This window comes from Ancylobacter sp. SL191 (genome assembly GCF_026625645.1).
Lineage (GTDB): Bacteria > Pseudomonadota > Alphaproteobacteria > Rhizobiales > Xanthobacteraceae > Ancylobacter.
Genome location: NZ_CP113056.1, coordinates 4,589,082 through 4,606,089 on the forward strand (window position 1 = coordinate 4,589,082; position 17,008 = coordinate 4,606,089).

A 17,008-nucleotide genomic window follows, 5' to 3' on the forward strand; every position below is an offset into this window, starting at 1 on the left:
ACGGAGAAGTCGTGGATCCCCGGATCAAGTCCGGGGATGACGGCGTTCAGGGATAAGGGCCCGCGACGGGTAAGGCTATGCGCCCCCTCACCCCTCCCTGACCGCGAAGGGCACCACGCCCCGGCGGTCCGGGTCGAGCACGATGTCGCGGTCGAGCGGGGGGAAGGCACGTTCGGGGCAGTTGGGGCGCGGGCAGATGCGGCAATTCACGCCCAGCAGCGCCGGAGCGGCGCTGCGCAGATCGAGCCCGTCGGCATAGACGAGTTCGGCCGCGTAGGAGAGCTCGCAGCCAATGCCCAGCGCGAAGCGGCGTTCGCGGGCGCCAAAGCGGGTGGCGGGCTTGGAGGCGCCGCGGGCGAGGCACAGATAGCGCACCCCGTCCGGCATGGCACCGATCTGCACCAGCGTGCGGGCCGGCTGCTCGAACGCCTCATGGACATTCCACACCGGGCAGGCGCCGCCATAGCGGGCGAACTGGAACCGCGTCGCGCTGTGCCGCTTGATGACGTTGCCGGCGCGGTCGACCTTGAGGAAGTAGAACGGAATGCCCTTCTCGCCCGGCCGCTGCAGGGTGGAGAGGCGGTGGCACACCTGTTCCAGGCTCGCCCCGGTGACGAGGCTGAGGAGATCGAGATCGTGCCGCTTGTCGCGCGCCAGCCGGGCGAAGCGCCGATAGGGCAGGATCAGGGCACCGGCATAGTAGTTCTGCAACGAAAGCCGGCAGACCTCGCGCGCGGTCGGCGAGCGAAAGCCGGCGTCGATCACATGCTTGTCGATGAGCTCGCTCTGCTCGAAGCGGGCGATCAGCGCGGCGAGGCGGAAGGCGCGGCTTGCCGGATCGAGCGTGCGCGCCAGCGTCGCCACCCGGCGGTAGCGGTCATAGGTGACGAGCGGGGCGTCGGCCTCCTCGGCCGGGGTGAGGTCCACCGTGATGTCGTGGCGCTGGCGCAGATGCTGGGCGAGCACGCGCGCCGCATCCTCGCGGGCGAACAGGTCAAGCGCCTCCGCCCGCTCCTCGGCCGCGCGGTCGAGCCCGTCGACGTAATTGTCGATGTAATGGAAATGGTCGCGCACCTCCTCATAGGGGGCGAGGCTGCGCGTCTCGCCATCCACCTCGCGGGCGACCGAGACCACCGCGTCATCCAGAGCCGCGCGCCGCTCCTCCATGCGCCGCAGCGCGCCATGCAGGCGCAGAAAGGCATGGGCGAAGGCGGGCGCATGGGTGGTGGCGTTCTTCAGATCCTGCAGGCTCGGCTCCAGCCCGCGAAACACCGGGTCGGCCAGCGCCTCGCGCAGATCGGCGACGATGCGGTCGAGGTCGTCGGCGCCGAAGCGGGTGATGTCGAGATCAAAGGTGCGGCTGATGGCGAGCAGCACCGCCGCCGTCACCGGGCGCTGGTTGCTCTCGATCTGGTTGATGTAGCTCGGCGACAGCGAGAGCCGCCGGGCGAAATCCATCTGTGTCAGCCCCTGCCGCTCGCGCAGATTGCGCACTGCATGGCCGGCGAAGACTTTCTTGGACATGATGGGCCTGCGGCGTGGACGGCGGCGCGTCGATTTTGTGAAATTTTTACAGTTTCACGATCCGCATTTTCACAGCTTATGTTTTGTCCCGCAAGGGCCTAGAACATCCTCACAGCACCGCCGCCCAAGGAGCCCGCGCCCATGAAGCATATTCTGGATGAGCTGGAACAGCGCCGCGCCGGCGCCCGCCTCGGCGGCGGCGAGAAGCGCGTCGCGGCCCAGCACAAGCGCGGCAAGCTCACCGCGCGCGAGCGCATCGAGCTCCTGCTCGACACCGGCTCCTTCGAGGAATTCGACACCTTCGTGCAGCACCGCTGCACCGATTTCGGCATGGAAAAGGTGAAGACCCCCGGCGATGGCGTGGTCACCGGCTGGGGCACGGTGAATGGCCGCAAGGTCTTCGTCTTCGCCAAGGACTTCACCGTGTTCGGCGGCTCGCTGTCGGAAGCCCATGCGGCGAAGATCACCAAGATACAGGACATGGCGCTGAAGACCCGCGCGCCGATCATCGGCCTGTTCGATGCCGGCGGGGCGCGCATCCAGGAAGGTGTCGCCGCGCTCGGCGGCTATGGCGAGGTTTTTCGGCGCAACGTGCTGGCCTCCGGCGTCATCCCACAGATTTCCGTCATCATGGGCCCCTGCGCCGGCGGCGACGTCTATTCCCCGGCCATGACCGACTTCATCTTCATGGTGCGCGACAGCTCCTACATGTTCGTCACCGGGCCGGAGGTGGTGAAGACCGTCACCAACGAGACCGTGACCTCCGAGGAACTCGGCGGCGCCAAGGTCCACACCTCGAAATCCTCGGTGGCGGACGGCGCCTATGAGAATGATGTCGAGTGCCTGTTGCAGATGCGCCGGCTGATCGACTTCCTGCCCGCCAGCAACCTCTCCGGCGTGCCGGCATGGCCGAGCTATGATGATGGCGAGCGGCTCGACCCCTCGCTCGACACGCTGGTGCCGGATAATCCGAACAAGCCCTATGACATGAAGGAGCTGATCGGAAAGGTGGTCGACGAGGGCGACTTCTTCGAGATTCAGGCGGCCTTCGCCAAGAACATCCTCACCGGCTTCGGCCGCGTCGAGGGCAAGACGGTCGGCATCGTCGCCAACCAGCCCATGGTGTTGGCCGGCGTGCTGGATTCCGATGCTTCGCGCAAGGCCGCCCGCTTCGTGCGCTTCTGCGACGCCTTCGAGATCCCGATCGTGACCTTCGTCGACGTGCCCGGCTTCCTGCCCGGCACGGCGCAGGAATATGGCGGGCTCATCAAGCACGGCGCCAAGCTGCTCTTCGCCTATTCGCAGGCCACCGTGCCGCTGGTCACCGTCATCACCCGCAAGGCCTTTGGCGGCGCCTATGACGTGATGGCCTCCAAGCATGTCGGCGGCGATGTGAACTATGCCTGGCCGACCGCGCAGATCGCGGTGATGGGCGCCAAGGGGGCGGTGGAGATCATCTTCCGGGCCGATATCGACGACCCCGAAAAGATCGCCGCGCGCACCAAGGAGTATGAGGAGCGCTTCCTCTCGCCGTTTGTGGCGGCCGAGCGCGGCTATATCGACGAGGTGATCGCCCCCCGCTCCACCCGCAAACGCATCGCCCGCGCGCTGTCCATGCTCGCCTCGAAGAAGGTCGAGACGCCCATGAAGAAGCACGACAATCTGCCGCTCTAGCGCAACGTCATGCCCGGGCTTGGCCCGGGCATCCACGACGTCCGCCTGAGCAGCGACAAGACATGGATGGCCGGGCCAAGCCCGGCCATGACGACCGGACCGAGTGAAGCCGCGCTACCAGAGGCCGCAGCCCATGTTCTCCAAGATCCTCATCGCCAACCGTGGCGAAATCGCCTGCCGGGTCATCAAGACCGCGCGGCGCATGGGCATCAAGACCGTCGCGGTCTATTCCGATGCCGACAAGGACGCGCTGCATGTGGAGATGGCGGACGAGGCGGTGCATATCGGCCCCGCCCCCGCCGCGCAGTCCTATCTCGTCATCGAGAAGATCATCGACGCCTGCCGGCAGACCGGGGCCGAGGCGGTGCATCCCGGCTATGGCTTCCTCTCCGAGCGCGCCGCCTTCGCGCAGGCGCTGAAAGAGGCCGGCATCGTCTTCATCGGGCCGAACCCGCAAGCCATCGAGGCGATGGGCGACAAGATCGAATCCAAGAAGGCGGCGGCGGCGGCTGATGTTTCCACCGTGCCGGGCTATCTCGGCGTGATCGAGGATGCCGGGCACGCCGCCCGCATCGCCGACGAGATCGGCTATCCCGTGATGATCAAGGCCTCCGCCGGCGGCGGCGGCAAGGGCATGCGCATCGCCCATTCCCGCGACGAGGTGCAGGAAGGCTTTGACCGCGCCCGCTCGGAGGCCAAGTCCTCCTTCGGCGATGACCGGGTGTTCGTCGAGAAGTTCATCGTCGAGCCGCGCCACATCGAAATTCAGGTGCTCGGCGACAAGCACGGCAATGTCATCTATCTCGGCGAGCGCGAATGCTCGATCCAGCGCCGCAACCAGAAGGTCATCGAGGAAGCGCCCTCCCCGCTGCTCGACGAGGCCACCCGCCGCAAGATGGGCGAGCAGGCGGTCGCGCTGGCCAAGGCGGTGAATTACGATTCCGCCGGCACGGTGGAGTTCGTCGCCGGGCAGGACAAGTCATTCTACTTCCTGGAAATGAACACGCGCCTTCAGGTCGAGCACCCCGTCACGGAACTCGTGACTGGCATCGACCTCGTCGAGCAGATGATCCGCGTCGCGGCGGGCGAGCCCCTGTCGATGACGCAGGACGCGGTGAAGCTCACCGGCTGGGCGGTGGAAAGCCGCGTCTATGCCGAGGATCCCTATCGCGGCTTCCTGCCCTCCATCGGCCGGCTCACCCGCTACCGTCCCCCGGCGGAGAGCGTGAGCGAGGGCGTCATGGTGCGCAACGACACCGGCGTCTATGAGGGCGGCGAGATCTCGCTGTTCTACGACCCGATGATCGCCAAGCTGGTGACCCACGCCCCGACGCGCGCCGCCGCCATCGCCGCGCAGGCGGACGCGCTCGACGCCTTCGTGATCGACGGCATACAGCACAACATCCCCTTCCTCGCCGCGCTGATGGACCATCCGCGCTGGAAGGAAGGGCGCCTCTCCACCGGCTTCATCGCCGAGGAATATCGCGCGGGCTTCCTAGGTGCGGCGCTGACCCCGGCGCTCGCCCGCAAGCTGGCGGCGGTGGCGGCCGTGATCGACAATGTCGGCAATGCGAGGAAGCGCAAGATCAGCGGCCAGCTCGCGGGCCGGGCGGTGGTGTTCGAGCATCAGCGCGTGGTGCGCATCGGTGATCTCGCCCTGCGCTGCGAGGTCGACCGCGCGGCCGGCGGCTTCATCGTCACCTTCCTGGATGAATCCGGCCGCCCCGCCGGCACGCATGAGCTGCGCTCCGGCTGGCATCCGGGCGAGCCGGTGTGGAACGGCGTCTATGATGAAGAGGCGCTGGCCGTGCAGGTGCGCCCCCGCCTCAACGGCGTCACCCTCGCCCATCGCGGCGTCGCGGTGGAGGCGGTGGTCTACACCAACCGCGAAGCCGAGCTTGCCGCCCTCATGCCGGAGAAGCAGCAGGCCGGCAGCTTCAAGCAGCTGCTCTGCCCGATGCCCGGCCTCGTCGTCTCCATCGCGGTGAGCGAGGGGCAGGAGGTGAAGGCCGGCGAGGCGCTCGCCATCGTCGAGGCGATGAAGATGGAAAATGTGCTGCGCGCCGAGCGCGACGCGACGGTGAAAACCATCCTCGCCAAGGCGGGCGACAGCCTCGCCGTCGACGCCGTCATTCTGGAGTTCGCCTGAGCCTGCACACACTGCACTGACACGCCGCTTTTCCTGGACGGACTGCACTGATGCTCCACCTCACTGCACCGACACTCCACGACATTCCGCCCGCCACACGGGCCGATTGGCTGAAGCTCGTCGAGGCTGTTCTGAAGGGCGCGCCCTATGAAAAGCGGATGCAGACGGTAACATATGACCGTATCACACTTGATGCGTTGCCCGAGCGCCGGCGCGACGCCGCCCCCATCGGCGGGCGGCCCGCCGGGGCGCCGTGGCAGGTGATCACGCGGGTCGATCACGACGACCCGGCTTTGGCAAATCAGCAGATATTGGAAGACCTTAACGGTGGCGCCGGTGGCGTCTGCCTGGTTTTCGCCTCCGCTCCCTCCGCCCGTGGCTTCGGCCTGCCCTTAACTTATGAGGCGCTGACGGGCACCCTCAAGGACGTGCTGCCGGAACTGGTTACCATCCGCATCGAGGCGGGCCGCTATCAGGGCCGCGACGTCGCGCTGGCGCTGGCCCGCCTCTATGAAGGAGTAGCGACGGACCGGCTCGACATCCGCTTCGGCCTTGATCCCATCGGCGATTTCGCCGCCCTAGGTGCCGCCCCGATCGAATGGGACGGGCTCTCCGCGCGTCTCGGCCAGACCGTCAACACGCTGATATCGCGTGGCTTTTCCAAGCCGATGGTGCGCGCGGACGGACGCCTGCACCATGAAGGCGGGGCGAGTGACGCGCAGGAACTCGCCGCCGTTCTCGCCACCACTCTGGCCTATCTCAGGGCACTGGAAGCCGCCGGGCTCACCCTTGAACAGGCCGCCGCCTGTATCGAGGTCACGTTGATCGCCGATACCGACCAGTTCGCCACCCAGGCCAAGCCCCGCGCCTTCCGCCAGCTCTGGGCGGCGCTGCTAAAGGCCTGCGGCGTCGAGGGTGTGCCGGTCGCGATCCATATGGAAACCGCGTGGCGCTCGCTCACCCGCTTCGACCCCTATGTGAACCTCCTGCGCGGCACCATCGCCGCCTTCGCGGCCGGTGTCGGCGGCGCTAACAGCTTGAGTGTGCTGCCTTTTACGCAAGTGCTCGGCCTGCCTGACGCCAGCGCCCGGCGGCTCGCGCGCAACACGCAGATCATCCTCATCGAGGAAGCTAACATCCACCGCGTCGCCGATCCCGGCGCCGGCGCGGGCGCCATCGAGGAACGCACCGAGCAGCTCGCCGCCACCGCCTGGGAGCTGTTTCGCGCCCTTGAGCGCGAGGGCGGCATGGTGGAGAGCCTCACCTCCGGCGCCTGGCAGCGCCGCCTCAACGCGACCCGCGAGCAGCGGACAAAAGACATCGCCACGCGCCGCTTACCCCTTACGGGAACGTCGGAATTTCCGCTTTTGGGGGAGGCGGTGCCCCCCGTTCTCGCGCCGCTGCGGCGCCGTCCTCACGAGGCGCCTACGGAAGGCGCGCTGTTGAGCGATCCGGTGTTATCCTACCGCGACGCCGAACCCTTCGAGGCGCTGCGCGCGGCGGCGCTCGCCACCCATCCGGCGCCGACCGTCTTCCTCGCCCCGCTCGGCACCCCCGCCGACTACACCGCCCGCCTCGGCTTTGCCCGCGCCGCCTTCGAAGCCGGCGGCATTGCCACGGTGACCACGGAGGTGCCGGCGGACCTCGCGGCGGCCTTCCGCGCCTCCGGCGCCCGCATCGCCTGCCTGTGCGGCTCGGACGAACTCTATGAATCGCAAGGACTTGAGGTAGCTGCCGCGCTGAAGGAGGCCGGCGCGACGGCGCTCTATCTCGCCGGCCGGCCGGGCGCGCAGGAAGCGGCGTGGCAGGCGGCGGGCGTTGACGGGTATTTTTATACCGGATGCGATCTGCTGGCGGCGCTGCGTGCCGTGCAGTCACGGCTCGGTGTGCGGCGGGGAGCGGAACCATGATCCCCGGCACCGGTTTCCCTCAGGGCGGGCGCAAGTCCGCAAACTCAGGGAAATGCCATGACCACGCTGAAACACGCCTTGGGCGGCGCGGCGATCGGGGCCATGTTGCTGGTGGCCCCGGCGATGGCCCAGAACACGACCGCGTCCGCCGATATCGGCCGACACGACGGCATCTGGCAGGTCGCCACCGAGCCGGCCACCGGGCCGTGCTCGAAGCGCCTGGAATTCACGCTGGCGGTGGAAGACGGCCAGATCAGCTATGGTGGTATGTTACCGGTTGCGGAGGCCAGCGGCTCGGTCAACCCTTTGGGCGCCATTGTCATTCGCGTGGTGCGCGGGGACGAGACGGTGGACGCCACCGGGCTGGTGCGCGGCGATACGGCCTCGGGCCAATGGGTCTCGCCGGTGAAGAACTGCACGGGGTCGTGGGTGGCGCGCAAGGCTTGAGGCGCCCGGCTCACCGCCCTCAGGAGGGCGTCCGATGAGCCGCATCCCCGATTTCTCCAGCCTCGGCTGGACACCCCCCCGGCTCGACGCCCCGGCGTCGGGCGAGGTCTGGATGACCCCGGAACACATCCCGGTCAAGCCCGCCTATGGCCCCCAAGATATTGAGGGACTTGGCTTTATCGACAGCTATCCCGGCCTCGCGCCCTTCCTGCGCGGGCCGTACCCGACCATGTTCGCGACCCAGCCCTGGACCATCCGGCAATATGCCGGCTTCTCCACGGCGGAAGATTCCAACGCCTTCTACCGGCGCAACCTCGCCGCCGGGCAGAAGGGCCTGTCGGTCGCCTTCGATCTCGCCACCCATCGCGGCTATGACAGCGACCATCCGCGCGTCGCCGGCGATGTCGGCATGGCAGGCGTCGCCATCGATTCCATCTATGACATGCGCACGCTGTTCTCCGGCATCCCGCTCGACCAGATGAGCGTGTCGATGACGATGAACGGTGCGGTGTTACCCGTTCTCGCGCTCTATGTCGTCGCGGCGGAGGAGCAGGGAGTGCGGCCCGCCCAGCTCTCCGGGACCATCCAGAACGACATCCTCAAAGAGTTCATGGTCCGCAACACCTATATCTACCCGCCGACGCCTTCCATGCGCATCATCTCCGACATTTTCGCCTTTACCTCCAAGGAGATGCCGCGCTTCAACTCGATCTCGATCTCCGGCTATCACATGCAGGAAGCCGGGGCGACGCAGGATCTGGAACTCGCCTACACGCTCGCCGACGGGCTGGAATATGCCCGCGCCGGCATCAAGGCGGGCCTGCCCATCGACGCCTTCGCGCCGCGCCTGTCCTTCTTCTGGGCGATCGGCATGAACTTCTTCATGGAAGTGGCGAAGCTGCGCGCCGCCCGGTTGATCTGGACCCGGCTGATGACGGATCTCGGCGCGCAAAACCCGAAGTCGCTGCCGCTGCGCACCCATTCGCAGACCTCCGGCTGGAGCCTCACCGCGCAGGACGTGTTCAACAATGTCATGCGCACCATGGTGGAGGCGATGGCGGCGACGCAGGGCCACACCCAGTCGCTGCACACCAATGCGCTCGACGAAGCCCTTGCCCTGCCAACGGATTTTTCCGCCCGCATCGCCCGCAACACGCAGATCCTGCTGCAACAGGAGAGCGGCACCACGCGCGCCATCGACCCCTGGGGCGGCTCCTTCTATGTGGAAAGGCTGACCGCCGACCTCGCCACCAAGGCCCTCGCCCACATCGCCGAAATCGAGGCGCTCGGCGGCATGGCCAAGGCCATCGACGCCGGCATCCCCAAGCTGCGCATCGAGGAAGCCGCCGCCACCACGCAGGCGCGGATCGATTCCGGCATGCAGACCGTCGTCGGGGTAAATAAATACCGCTCCGAGCGCGAGACGCCCATCGACGTGCTCCGGGTCGATAACTCCGCCGTGCGCGGCGCCCAGCTGGAGAAGCTGCGGCGCCTCAAGGCCGAGCGCGATCCCGCCGCCTTGAACGCCGCGCTTGAGGCGCTGCAGAATGGCGCCGCCGGCAATGGCAACCTGCTGGCGCTCGCCATCGACGCCGCCCGCGCCAAGGCGACGGTGGGCGAGATTTCCGATGCGCTGGAACGCGTCTTCGGCCGGCATCGCGCGGAAATCCGCGCGGTGACAGGGGTTTACAAGAGGGAGGCCGGCGCCATGACCGACAAGGTGGCCCGCGTGCGGGCGCGCGTCGACACCTTCGAGCACGAGGAAGGCCGGCGCCCGCGCATCCTCGTCGCCAAGGTCGGGCAGGATGGCCACGACCGCGGCCAGAAGGTCATCGCCTCCGCCTTCGCCGATCTCGGCTTCGACGTCGATATCGGCCCCCTCTTCGCCACTCCCGAGGAAGCCGCGCGGCAGGCGGTGGAGAATGACGTGCATGTCATCGGCATCTCGTCGCTGGCCGCCGGGCATCTCACACTGGTGCCGCAGGTAAAGGCGGCGCTGGCGGCGGAAGGGCGACCGGACATCATGATCGTCGTCGGTGGAGTCGTACCTCCGCAGGATTACCACGCCGTCTTCGCCGCCGGCGCCGAGGCCATCTACCCGCCCGGCACCGTCATCGCGGATGCCGCGGCAGAGCTGGTGGAGAAGCTGGCCGACCGGCTCGGGCATGCCAGGGTGGCGGCGGAGTGAACATCTGTCCGCTGGGTACTGACCGAAAACGCGCCATGAGCGACGCGCAAACGCGCAGGCCCCTTTCCGGCCCGAATGACGCCCCGGCGTCCGCGCTGGCACGTTCCATGCCCAACGCATTGTAATTTTTGAGGATTTAGCGCCCGGCGCCCGCCATCCGCATGGGCGGGTACCTCCTTGGCACGCCCGTTGCTTACAAGGCTTGTATACAAGTTTTGTAGGCAAGCGTGATGAACCCGGCCACGGCCAATATCGAAGAAGCTATCCTCTCGGCCATCCTTGCCGGGCGCATCGCGCCGGGCACGCGGCTGGGCGAGCAGAAGCTGGCGGACCTGTTCAGCGTGTCACGCACCCGCGTGCGCGAGGCGATGATGCGGCTGGAAACGCGCGGCGTGGTGCAGGTCAGCGCCCGGCGCGGCTGGTATGTCGTCGAGCCCTCGGCGGAGGAGGCGCGCGAAGCCTTCCAGACCCGCCGGGTGATCGAGGTCGGCCTCCTTCAGACGCTTCAATCCGTGCCGCCGGCGGTGCTCGAAAGCCTCCAGGCCCATATCGCCATCGAGCGTGATGCCGTCGCCTCGGGCGACGTTCATGCCCGCACCTGCCTGCTCGGCGACTTCCACATCCATCTGGCGGATGCGCTGGGCAATCGCCTGCTGACCGAGATCATCCGCGACCTCACCGCGCGCACCACGCTGATCTCAATGCTCTACCAGCCGACCGAGAAAGCCGAGGAATCCAGCCACGACCATGAGGACATCGTCGCCGCCATGGCGGCGGGCGATCTCGCCCGCGCGGCGCGGCTGATGGGCGAGCACATCGCAAAGGTCGAGGCCGGGCTCGACCTGACCACCAAGCCGGACCCGCTGGCGGGCCTGCGCGAGCTGCTCTCGCCGACCACCTTCACGGGCAACGCCCCGTCCGTACCGCACGCCCATCCGCATCATCATACCGCACCTAGAGAGGACTGAGTCATGAACCGTCGTACCCTTCTCGCCCTCGCCGCCGGCGCGCTGGTCGCCGCCGCCGCGCAGCTCCCGCTTCCGGCGCAGGCCGACGCGCTCGCCACCATCGAGACCAACAAGGTCATCCGCATCGCCGTCCCGCAGGACTTCCCGCCCTTCGGCAGCGTCGGCGCCGACATGCAGCCCAAGGGGTATGATGTTGATGTCGCCAAGCTGATCGCCGACAAGCTCGGCGTGAAGCTGGAGCTGGTGCCGGTCACCAGCGCCAACCGCATTCCGTACCTGCAGACCAACAAGGTCGATCTGGTCATTTCCTCGCTCGGCAAGAACCCGGACCGCGAGAAGGTGATCGACTTCTCCGCCGCCTATGCGCCTTTCTACAATGGCGTTTTCGGCCCGGCCGACGTTGCGGTGAAGGATGCGGCGGGCCTTGCCGGCAAGACGGTGGGCGTGACGCGCGGCGCGGTGGAGGATCTGGAGCTCACCAAGATCGCCCCGGCGGATGTCACCATCAAGCGGTATGAAGATAACAACGGCACCATCTCCGCCTTCCTGTCGGGCCAGGTCGAGCTGGTCGCCACCGGCAATGTGGTCGCCGCCGCGATCCTGGAGCGCAACCCGCCCAAGCGCCCGGAGATCAAGTTCCTCATCAAGAACTCGCCCTGCTACATCGGCCTGAACAAGAACGAGCCGGCTCTGCTCGCCAAGGTGGACGCCATCATCGCCACCGCCAAGAAGGACGGCGCGCTCGAGGCGATCGCCCAGAAGTGGCTCGGCACCAAGCTCCCCGCCGATCTCTGATCCGCACCGCCGGGTCGCCGCCCTGGCGGCCCGGCGCACCCGCTCGGGAGGCTCCGGCATGGCATATAGCTTCGATTTCGGCTGGATCGGCGCCTATTGGCCGGTCCTCGCCAAGGGCATCGGCATTACCGTTGAACTCACGCTGGTCGGCGGCCTGCTGGGCGTCACCTTCGGCATCTTCTGTGCCTGGGCCCGCGCGCTGGGGCCAAGCTATCTGCGCCCGCTCGTTGCCGCCTATGTCGAGCTGATCCGCAACACGCCCTTCCTGATCCAGCTCTTCTTCATCTTCTTTGGCCTGCCCGCGCTCGGCCTGCGCATGGGCGAGCTGCCGGCGGCCAACCTCGCCATGGTGATCAATCTCGGCGCCTATAGCTGCGAGATCATCCGCGCCGGTATCCAGGCGACGCCGCGCGGCCAGTTCGAGGCGGGGGCGAGCCTCGGCATGAGCCGGATCGAGACCTTCCGCCATGTCGTGCTGATCCCGGCGCTGCAGCGCATCTGGCCAGCGCTGTCCTCGCAGGTCGTCATCGTCATGCTCGGCTCGGCGGCTGTGTCGCAGATCGCGGCGGAGGATCTGACCTTCGCGGCCAATTTCATCCAGTCCCGCACCTTCCGCGCCTTCGAGGCCTATTTCGTCTCGACGCTGATCTACCTCGCCCTCGCCATCCTGCTGCGGCAGGCGCTGCGCGGGCTTGGCTGGGTGCTGTTCCCCAAGCGCGCGGCACGGTGAGGAGGCGGCGATGAACGATTTCACCACCTGGGACATCCTGCGCAACCTGCTGCTCGCGGCGCGCTGGACCGTGCTGCTCTCTCTCGTCTCCTTCATCGGCGGCAGCCTTATGGGCGCGCTGCTCCTGCTGCTTCGTATCGGCAACAACCGGGCGGGGCAGGCCTTCGTGAAGGTCTATGTCGAGCTCTTTCAGGGCACGCCGCTGCTGATGCAGCTCTTCCTCGCCTTTTTCGGCCTCGGCCTGTTCGGTATTGATGTACCGGCCTGGCTCGCGGCGGCTGTCGCGCTGATCCTGTGGAGCGCGGCCTTCCTCACCGAGATCTGGCGCGGCTGCGTGGAATCGATCACGCGCGGCCAGTGGGAAGCGTCCGCCAGCCTCGGCATGGGCTACATGCAGCAGATGCGCTGGGTAATCCTGCCGCAGGCGCTGCGCATCGCCGTGCCGCCCACCGTCGGCTTCTCCGTGCAGGTGGTGAAGGGCACGGCGCTGACCTCCATCATCGGTTTCGTGGAGCTCTCCAAGGCCGGTACGATGGTAACGAACGCCACCTTCGAGCCCTTCACCGTCTATGGCTTCGTGGCGCTGATCTATTTCTGCCTGTGCTGGCCGCTGTCCAAATCCTCGCAAATCCTCGAGAGGAAGCTCAATGTCGCTCATCGAAATCACTGAAGTGAAGAAGCGCTTCGGCGACAACGAAGTGCTGAAGGGCATCAATATCGACGTCGAGCCGGGCGAGGTGATCGCCATCATCGGCAAGTCGGGTTCCGGCAAATCGACGCTGCTGCGCTGCATCAACGGACTGGAGACCATCGACGAGGGCTCGATCTCGGTCGCCGGCGCGCAACTGCTGCCGGACGAGCTGCACCTCAAGGCGCTGCGCCTCAAGGTCGGCATGATCTTCCAGAGCTTCAACCTGTTCCCGCACCTCACCGCCGGGCGCAACGTCATGCTCTCGCAGATGGTGGTGAAGAAGACGCCGAAGGCTGAAGCCGAGGAGATGGCGAAGAAGATGCTCGAGCGCGTCGGCCTCGGGCACAAATTCGACGCCTATCCCGACCAGCTCTCCGGCGGCCAGCAGCAGCGCGTCGCCATCGCCCGCGCGCTCGCCATGCAGCCCATCGCGCTGCTCTGCGACGAGATCACCTCGGCGCTCGACCCGGAACTGGTCAACGAGGTGCTGGCGGTGGTGAAAGAACTCGCAAGCGAGGGCATGACGCTGATGATGGTGACGCACGAGATGCGCTTCGCCCGCGACGTCTGCTCGCGCGTCGTCTTCATGCATCAGGGCCGCGTGCACGAGATCGGACCGCCCGGCGAGGTGTTCGCCAACCCGAAGACGCCGGAGCTGCAGCAGTTTCTTGGCGTCACGCACTGATGCTGGGGACGGCGAAAAGCGACATCGCCGTGCCCGGCCGGCGATAGACCCGGTTGGTGGTGAACAGATCCGCCACCCAGTCGACAAAGACGCGCAACCGGCTGCTCAGATGCCGGTTCGGCGCATAGACGACGTGCAATATGAGCGGGGTGCTGGTCCACTCCGGCAGCACGCGCACCAGAGCGCCGGACTCGATATAGGGCAAGATGGTCGGCTCGATCGCCTGCGCGATGCCGAGGCCCGCGAGAGCCGCCGCGAGATAGGCGGTGGAATCGTTGGTCGCCATCGCATAGGGCAAATCGAGGTCATAGCTCTCGTCGCCGCGCATCACATCGAAGGCGATGCGCCGGCCGGTGCGGGCGCTGAAATAGCCGACCACTTTGTGGCCATGGGCCAGTTCGTCGGGGTGGGTGGGCATGCCGTGATCGGCGATGTAGCTGGGGGCGGCGCACAGCACGAGCCGGACCTCGCCGATGCGCCGGGCGATCAGGCTGGGGTCGACGAGATCGCCGCCACGAATGGCGCAGTCGACATTCTCCGCCACGAGATCCACCGGCCGGTCGGACACGCCGAGATCAAGCGTGATGTCGGGATAGCGCGCGTGGAAATCCGGCAGCGCCGGGATCAGCGCGAACAGCGCCAGCGATGAGGGCACATCGACCCGCAGCCGCCCGGCGGGGCTGGTCTGCGAGCGCGTCATCGAGCCGTCGAGTTCGTCGAGATCAGAGAGCAGAGTTAGCGCGCGTTCGTAGTAAGCGGCCCCGTCGGGGGTCACGCCGACCCGACGCGTCGTGCGATTGAGCAATTTGGTGCGCAGATGTGCCTCAAGCTGCTGGATCAGCTTGGTGACGGTGGGCTTTGGCATATCGAGCAGATCGGCGGCGCGGGTGAAACTCCCCGACTCGACCACCCGCACATAGGCCCGCATTGCCGCAATCTGGTCCATTGGGAGCCCACATTATTTCTGTAGGTGAATAATGTAATCACACAGCTGCTATTTTTTCGCTAGATGCCTTGTCCTAAATGATGCTGCACCGCAATGCGGAAATCGGGTGGCCGAATTGTGCCATCCGCCGAAGGGTTGGCTTATGGAAACGCATTGGCAGGAACGCACCCTCGACTGTGGCGGCACGCCGCGGCAGGTGCGCGTCTATGCGCCAGCCAGCCCTGTGTCAGCCCCGGAACGGCCGAAAGCACCGCCCGCCATCGTGCTGCATCTGCATGGCGGCACTTTCACCTGTGGCGATTTCGATTGCAGCGTCGCCATCTGCCGAAGTCTTGCGGCGGCGGGCGCGACGGTGGTGTCGCTCGACTACCCCCTCGCCCCGGAGCACCCCTTCCCGGCCGCACTCAATGTCAGCTACGCCGCGCTCGAGCTGCTGCATCGGCAGCGGGCGACATGGGCCGGTCGCGGCGCCCGGCTGTTCGTCGCCGGCGAGGAGGCCGGCGCGAACATCGCCACCGCGCTGACCCTCATGGCGCGCGACCAGCACCACCCGCCCATCGCCGGACAGATCCTCATCTCCCCCATGCTGGACCCCTGCCTCGGCACAGGTTCGGTGCGGGCCGCCGGGGTCGGCGAAGCCGGCTGCCGCTGGGCGGATGGCTGGCATCTCTATCTCGGCTCGGCCGACAAGGCCGCCCACCCTTACGCCGCCCCACTCGGCTCGCGCCGCCTCGGCGGCATTCCGCCGGCGCTCATCGTCACCTCCGATACCTGCCCGATGCGGGATGAGAGCGTGGCCTATGGGCGCCGCCTTGCCGAATGCGGCGTCCAGGTCGCGGCGCATGTCGTGCGGGAGGACGGAGCCCCCGTGACTCCCGGCACGGACCTGCCGCTCTGGGCCCGCGACCTGACCTCGCTTTTCACCGCCTTTCTCGCCGGGGGATGCGTCCCGGCCGCCGCCACAATTCAGGCCTGAGGCCTTTGGAGACCGCCATGAGCATGCTCGACGCTCGTACACCTCAACCCATTGCCCACGCGAAGATCGCCCGCGATGGTCGCAACGTCGTCGCACCGCGCCGGCCGTGGCTGGAGCGCGGCGCGGTTCTGAGCCTGGCCGCGCTGGCCACCGCCGCTGCCGTCTGGGTGGCTTGGCCGATCAGCACCGCGCTCGCCACCGACCCAGCCGCCGCCGAGGCCGGCGCGCCGCCGGCCATGCCGGTCTCCGTCGCGGTGCTGAAGTCGCGCGACACCATGCGCTGGGACGAGTTTTCCGGTCGTCTCGTGGCGGTGGAGCGTGTCGAGCTGCGCCCCCGAGTCGGCGGGGCGGTGAAAGCGGTGCATTTCCGCGAGGGCGCGCTGGTCAAGCAGGGCGACCTGCTCGTCACCATCGACCCGGAGCCCTATGTCGCCGCGCTGAACCGCGCCGAAGCCATGCGCGATTCCTCCGCCGCGCAGGTCGATTTCGCCAAGACCGAGCTGGATCGCGGCAAGCAGCTGGTCGACAACCGCGTCGTCTCGGTGCGCGATCTCGACCAGCGCACCAACACCTACCGCGAGGCGGTCGCCAATCTGCGCGCGGCGGAAGCCGCCGTGCAGACCGCCAAGCTCGATCTCGGCTACACCGAGGTGCGCGCTCCCGTGGACGGGCGCATCGGCCGGCTCGACGTCACCGTCGGCAATCTGGTGGTGGCCGGCCCGACCTCGCCGGTGCTGAGCACGCTGGTGTCGGTCGATCCGATCTATGTCGGCTTCGACGCGGACGAGAACGCGGTGGCCGACGCACTCAGCTCCATCGGCGAGGCCGATGTGCTCAGCCATATCGACCAGATCCCGGTGGAGATCACCACCGCCAGCACCGGCGGCAAGACGGTGCGCGGCAAGCTGCAATTCATCGACAATCAGGTGGACGCGGCCACGGGCACGTTCCGCGTGCGGGCCGTCTTCGACAATCCCGACGGACGCCTCGTGCCTGGCCAGTTCGCCCGCGTTCGCATGGGCCGCGCCAAGACCGAGCCGGCCCTCGTCATCAATGAGCGCGCCATCGGCACCGATCAGGACAAGAAGTTCGTCTTCGTGGTCGGCGAGGACAACAAGGCGACGTACCGCGAAGTGAAGCTCGGTGCGGCGAGCGAAGGCCTGCGGGTGGTCACGCGCGGCCTGAAGGATGGCGAGCGCGTCGTGGTCAACGGACTCCAGCGCGTCCGGCCGGGCGCAGTGGTCGCCCCCGAAGTGGTGCCGATGGAAACCGCCTCCGCCGCGCCGACCGATCCCAACACCTCGGTGGCGGCGCGCTGAGCGCTG

Annotated in this window: 14 protein-coding genes; 12 read left to right on the plus strand and 2 right to left on the minus strand. The window is 67.4% G+C overall.

Annotated elements, in window-relative coordinates; translation table 11 throughout:
• Positions 1 to 87 precede the first annotated feature (87 nt).
• Positions 88 to 1,524, minus strand: a complete 1,437-nt coding sequence (locus OU996_RS21045; RefSeq protein WP_267583566.1) for a helix-turn-helix domain-containing protein — start codon at positions 1,522 to 1,524, stop codon at positions 88 to 90.
• Between the two features lie 141 nt (positions 1,525 to 1,665).
• Here OU996_RS21045 and OU996_RS21050 point away from each other — a divergent pair, with 141 nt between their 5' ends.
• The 10 genes from OU996_RS21050 (at position 1,666) to OU996_RS21095 (ending at position 13,761) form a co-directional block, all read left to right on the plus strand.
• The gene (locus OU996_RS21050) at positions 1,666 to 3,198 is read left to right on the plus strand and encodes an acyl-CoA carboxylase subunit beta (RefSeq protein ID WP_267583567.1); all 1,533 of its coding nucleotides are present in this window, start codon (positions 1,666 to 1,668) and stop codon (positions 3,196 to 3,198) included.
• 133 nt (positions 3,199 to 3,331) lie between these two features.
• Complete coding sequence (locus OU996_RS21055; RefSeq protein ID WP_267583568.1) at positions 3,332 to 5,347, plus strand: acetyl-CoA carboxylase biotin carboxylase subunit; 2,016 nt, start codon at positions 3,332 to 3,334, stop codon at positions 5,345 to 5,347.
• A 50-nt stretch (positions 5,348 to 5,397) separates the two neighbouring features.
• Positions 5,398 to 7,257 (plus strand): methylmalonyl-CoA mutase family protein, encoded by a 1,860-nt coding sequence (locus OU996_RS21060; RefSeq protein WP_267583570.1) that lies wholly within the window; start codon positions 5,398 to 5,400, stop codon positions 7,255 to 7,257.
• A gap of 57 nt (positions 7,258 to 7,314) precedes the next feature.
• Positions 7,315 to 7,704 carry a hypothetical protein gene (locus OU996_RS21065; protein ID WP_267583572.1) on the plus strand — a complete coding sequence of 130 codons (390 nt, stop codon included), beginning with the start codon at positions 7,315 to 7,317 and terminating at the stop codon, positions 7,702 to 7,704.
• 34 nt (positions 7,705 to 7,738) lie between these two features.
• Positions 7,739 to 9,892, plus strand: coding sequence for a methylmalonyl-CoA mutase (gene scpA, locus OU996_RS21070; RefSeq protein ID WP_267583573.1), 2,154 nt, complete (start codon positions 7,739 to 7,741; stop codon positions 9,890 to 9,892).
• A gap of 230 nt (positions 9,893 to 10,122) precedes the next feature.
• Positions 10,123 to 10,860, plus strand: coding sequence for a GntR family transcriptional regulator (locus OU996_RS21075; protein ID WP_267583574.1), 738 nt, complete (start codon positions 10,123 to 10,125; stop codon positions 10,858 to 10,860).
• Positions 10,861 to 10,863: 3 nt separating this feature from the next.
• The gene (locus OU996_RS21080; RefSeq protein WP_267583576.1) at positions 10,864 to 11,655 is read left to right on the plus strand and encodes a transporter substrate-binding domain-containing protein; all 792 of its coding nucleotides are present in this window, start codon (positions 10,864 to 10,866) and stop codon (positions 11,653 to 11,655) included.
• Between the two features lie 58 nt (positions 11,656 to 11,713).
• Positions 11,714 to 12,385 carry an amino acid ABC transporter permease gene (locus tag OU996_RS21085; protein WP_267583578.1) on the plus strand — a complete coding sequence of 224 codons (672 nt, stop codon included), beginning with the start codon at positions 11,714 to 11,716 and terminating at the stop codon, positions 12,383 to 12,385.
• Positions 12,386 to 12,395: 10 nt separating this feature from the next.
• Complete coding sequence (locus OU996_RS21090) at positions 12,396 to 13,055, plus strand: amino acid ABC transporter permease (protein ID WP_267583579.1); 660 nt, start codon at positions 12,396 to 12,398, stop codon at positions 13,053 to 13,055.
• Positions 13,033 to 13,761: an amino acid ABC transporter ATP-binding protein gene (locus OU996_RS21095; protein ID WP_267583581.1), complete on the plus strand. Its 729-nt coding sequence runs from the start codon at positions 13,033 to 13,035 to the stop codon at positions 13,759 to 13,761. Before OU996_RS21090 ends, OU996_RS21095 begins: the two co-directional genes overlap by 23 nt.
• On the opposite strand, the gene OU996_RS21100 is transcribed toward OU996_RS21095, so the two are convergent.
• Entirely contained in the window at positions 13,751 to 14,707 is a 957-nt protein-coding gene (locus OU996_RS21100) for a LysR family transcriptional regulator (protein ID WP_267583583.1), read from the minus strand. The two genes, OU996_RS21095 and OU996_RS21100, sit on opposite strands and share 11 nt — an antisense overlap.
• A gap of 142 nt (positions 14,708 to 14,849) precedes the next feature.
• On the opposite strand from OU996_RS21100, the gene OU996_RS21105 reads away from it, so the two are divergent.
• Complete coding sequence (locus tag OU996_RS21105; RefSeq protein WP_267583584.1) at positions 14,850 to 15,683, plus strand: alpha/beta hydrolase; 834 nt, start codon at positions 14,850 to 14,852, stop codon at positions 15,681 to 15,683.
• A 23-nt stretch (positions 15,684 to 15,706) separates the two neighbouring features.
• The gene (locus OU996_RS21110) at positions 15,707 to 17,002 is read left to right on the plus strand and encodes an efflux RND transporter periplasmic adaptor subunit (protein WP_420712778.1); all 1,296 of its coding nucleotides are present in this window, start codon (positions 15,707 to 15,709) and stop codon (positions 17,000 to 17,002) included.
• Positions 17,003 to 17,008 lie beyond the last annotated feature (6 nt).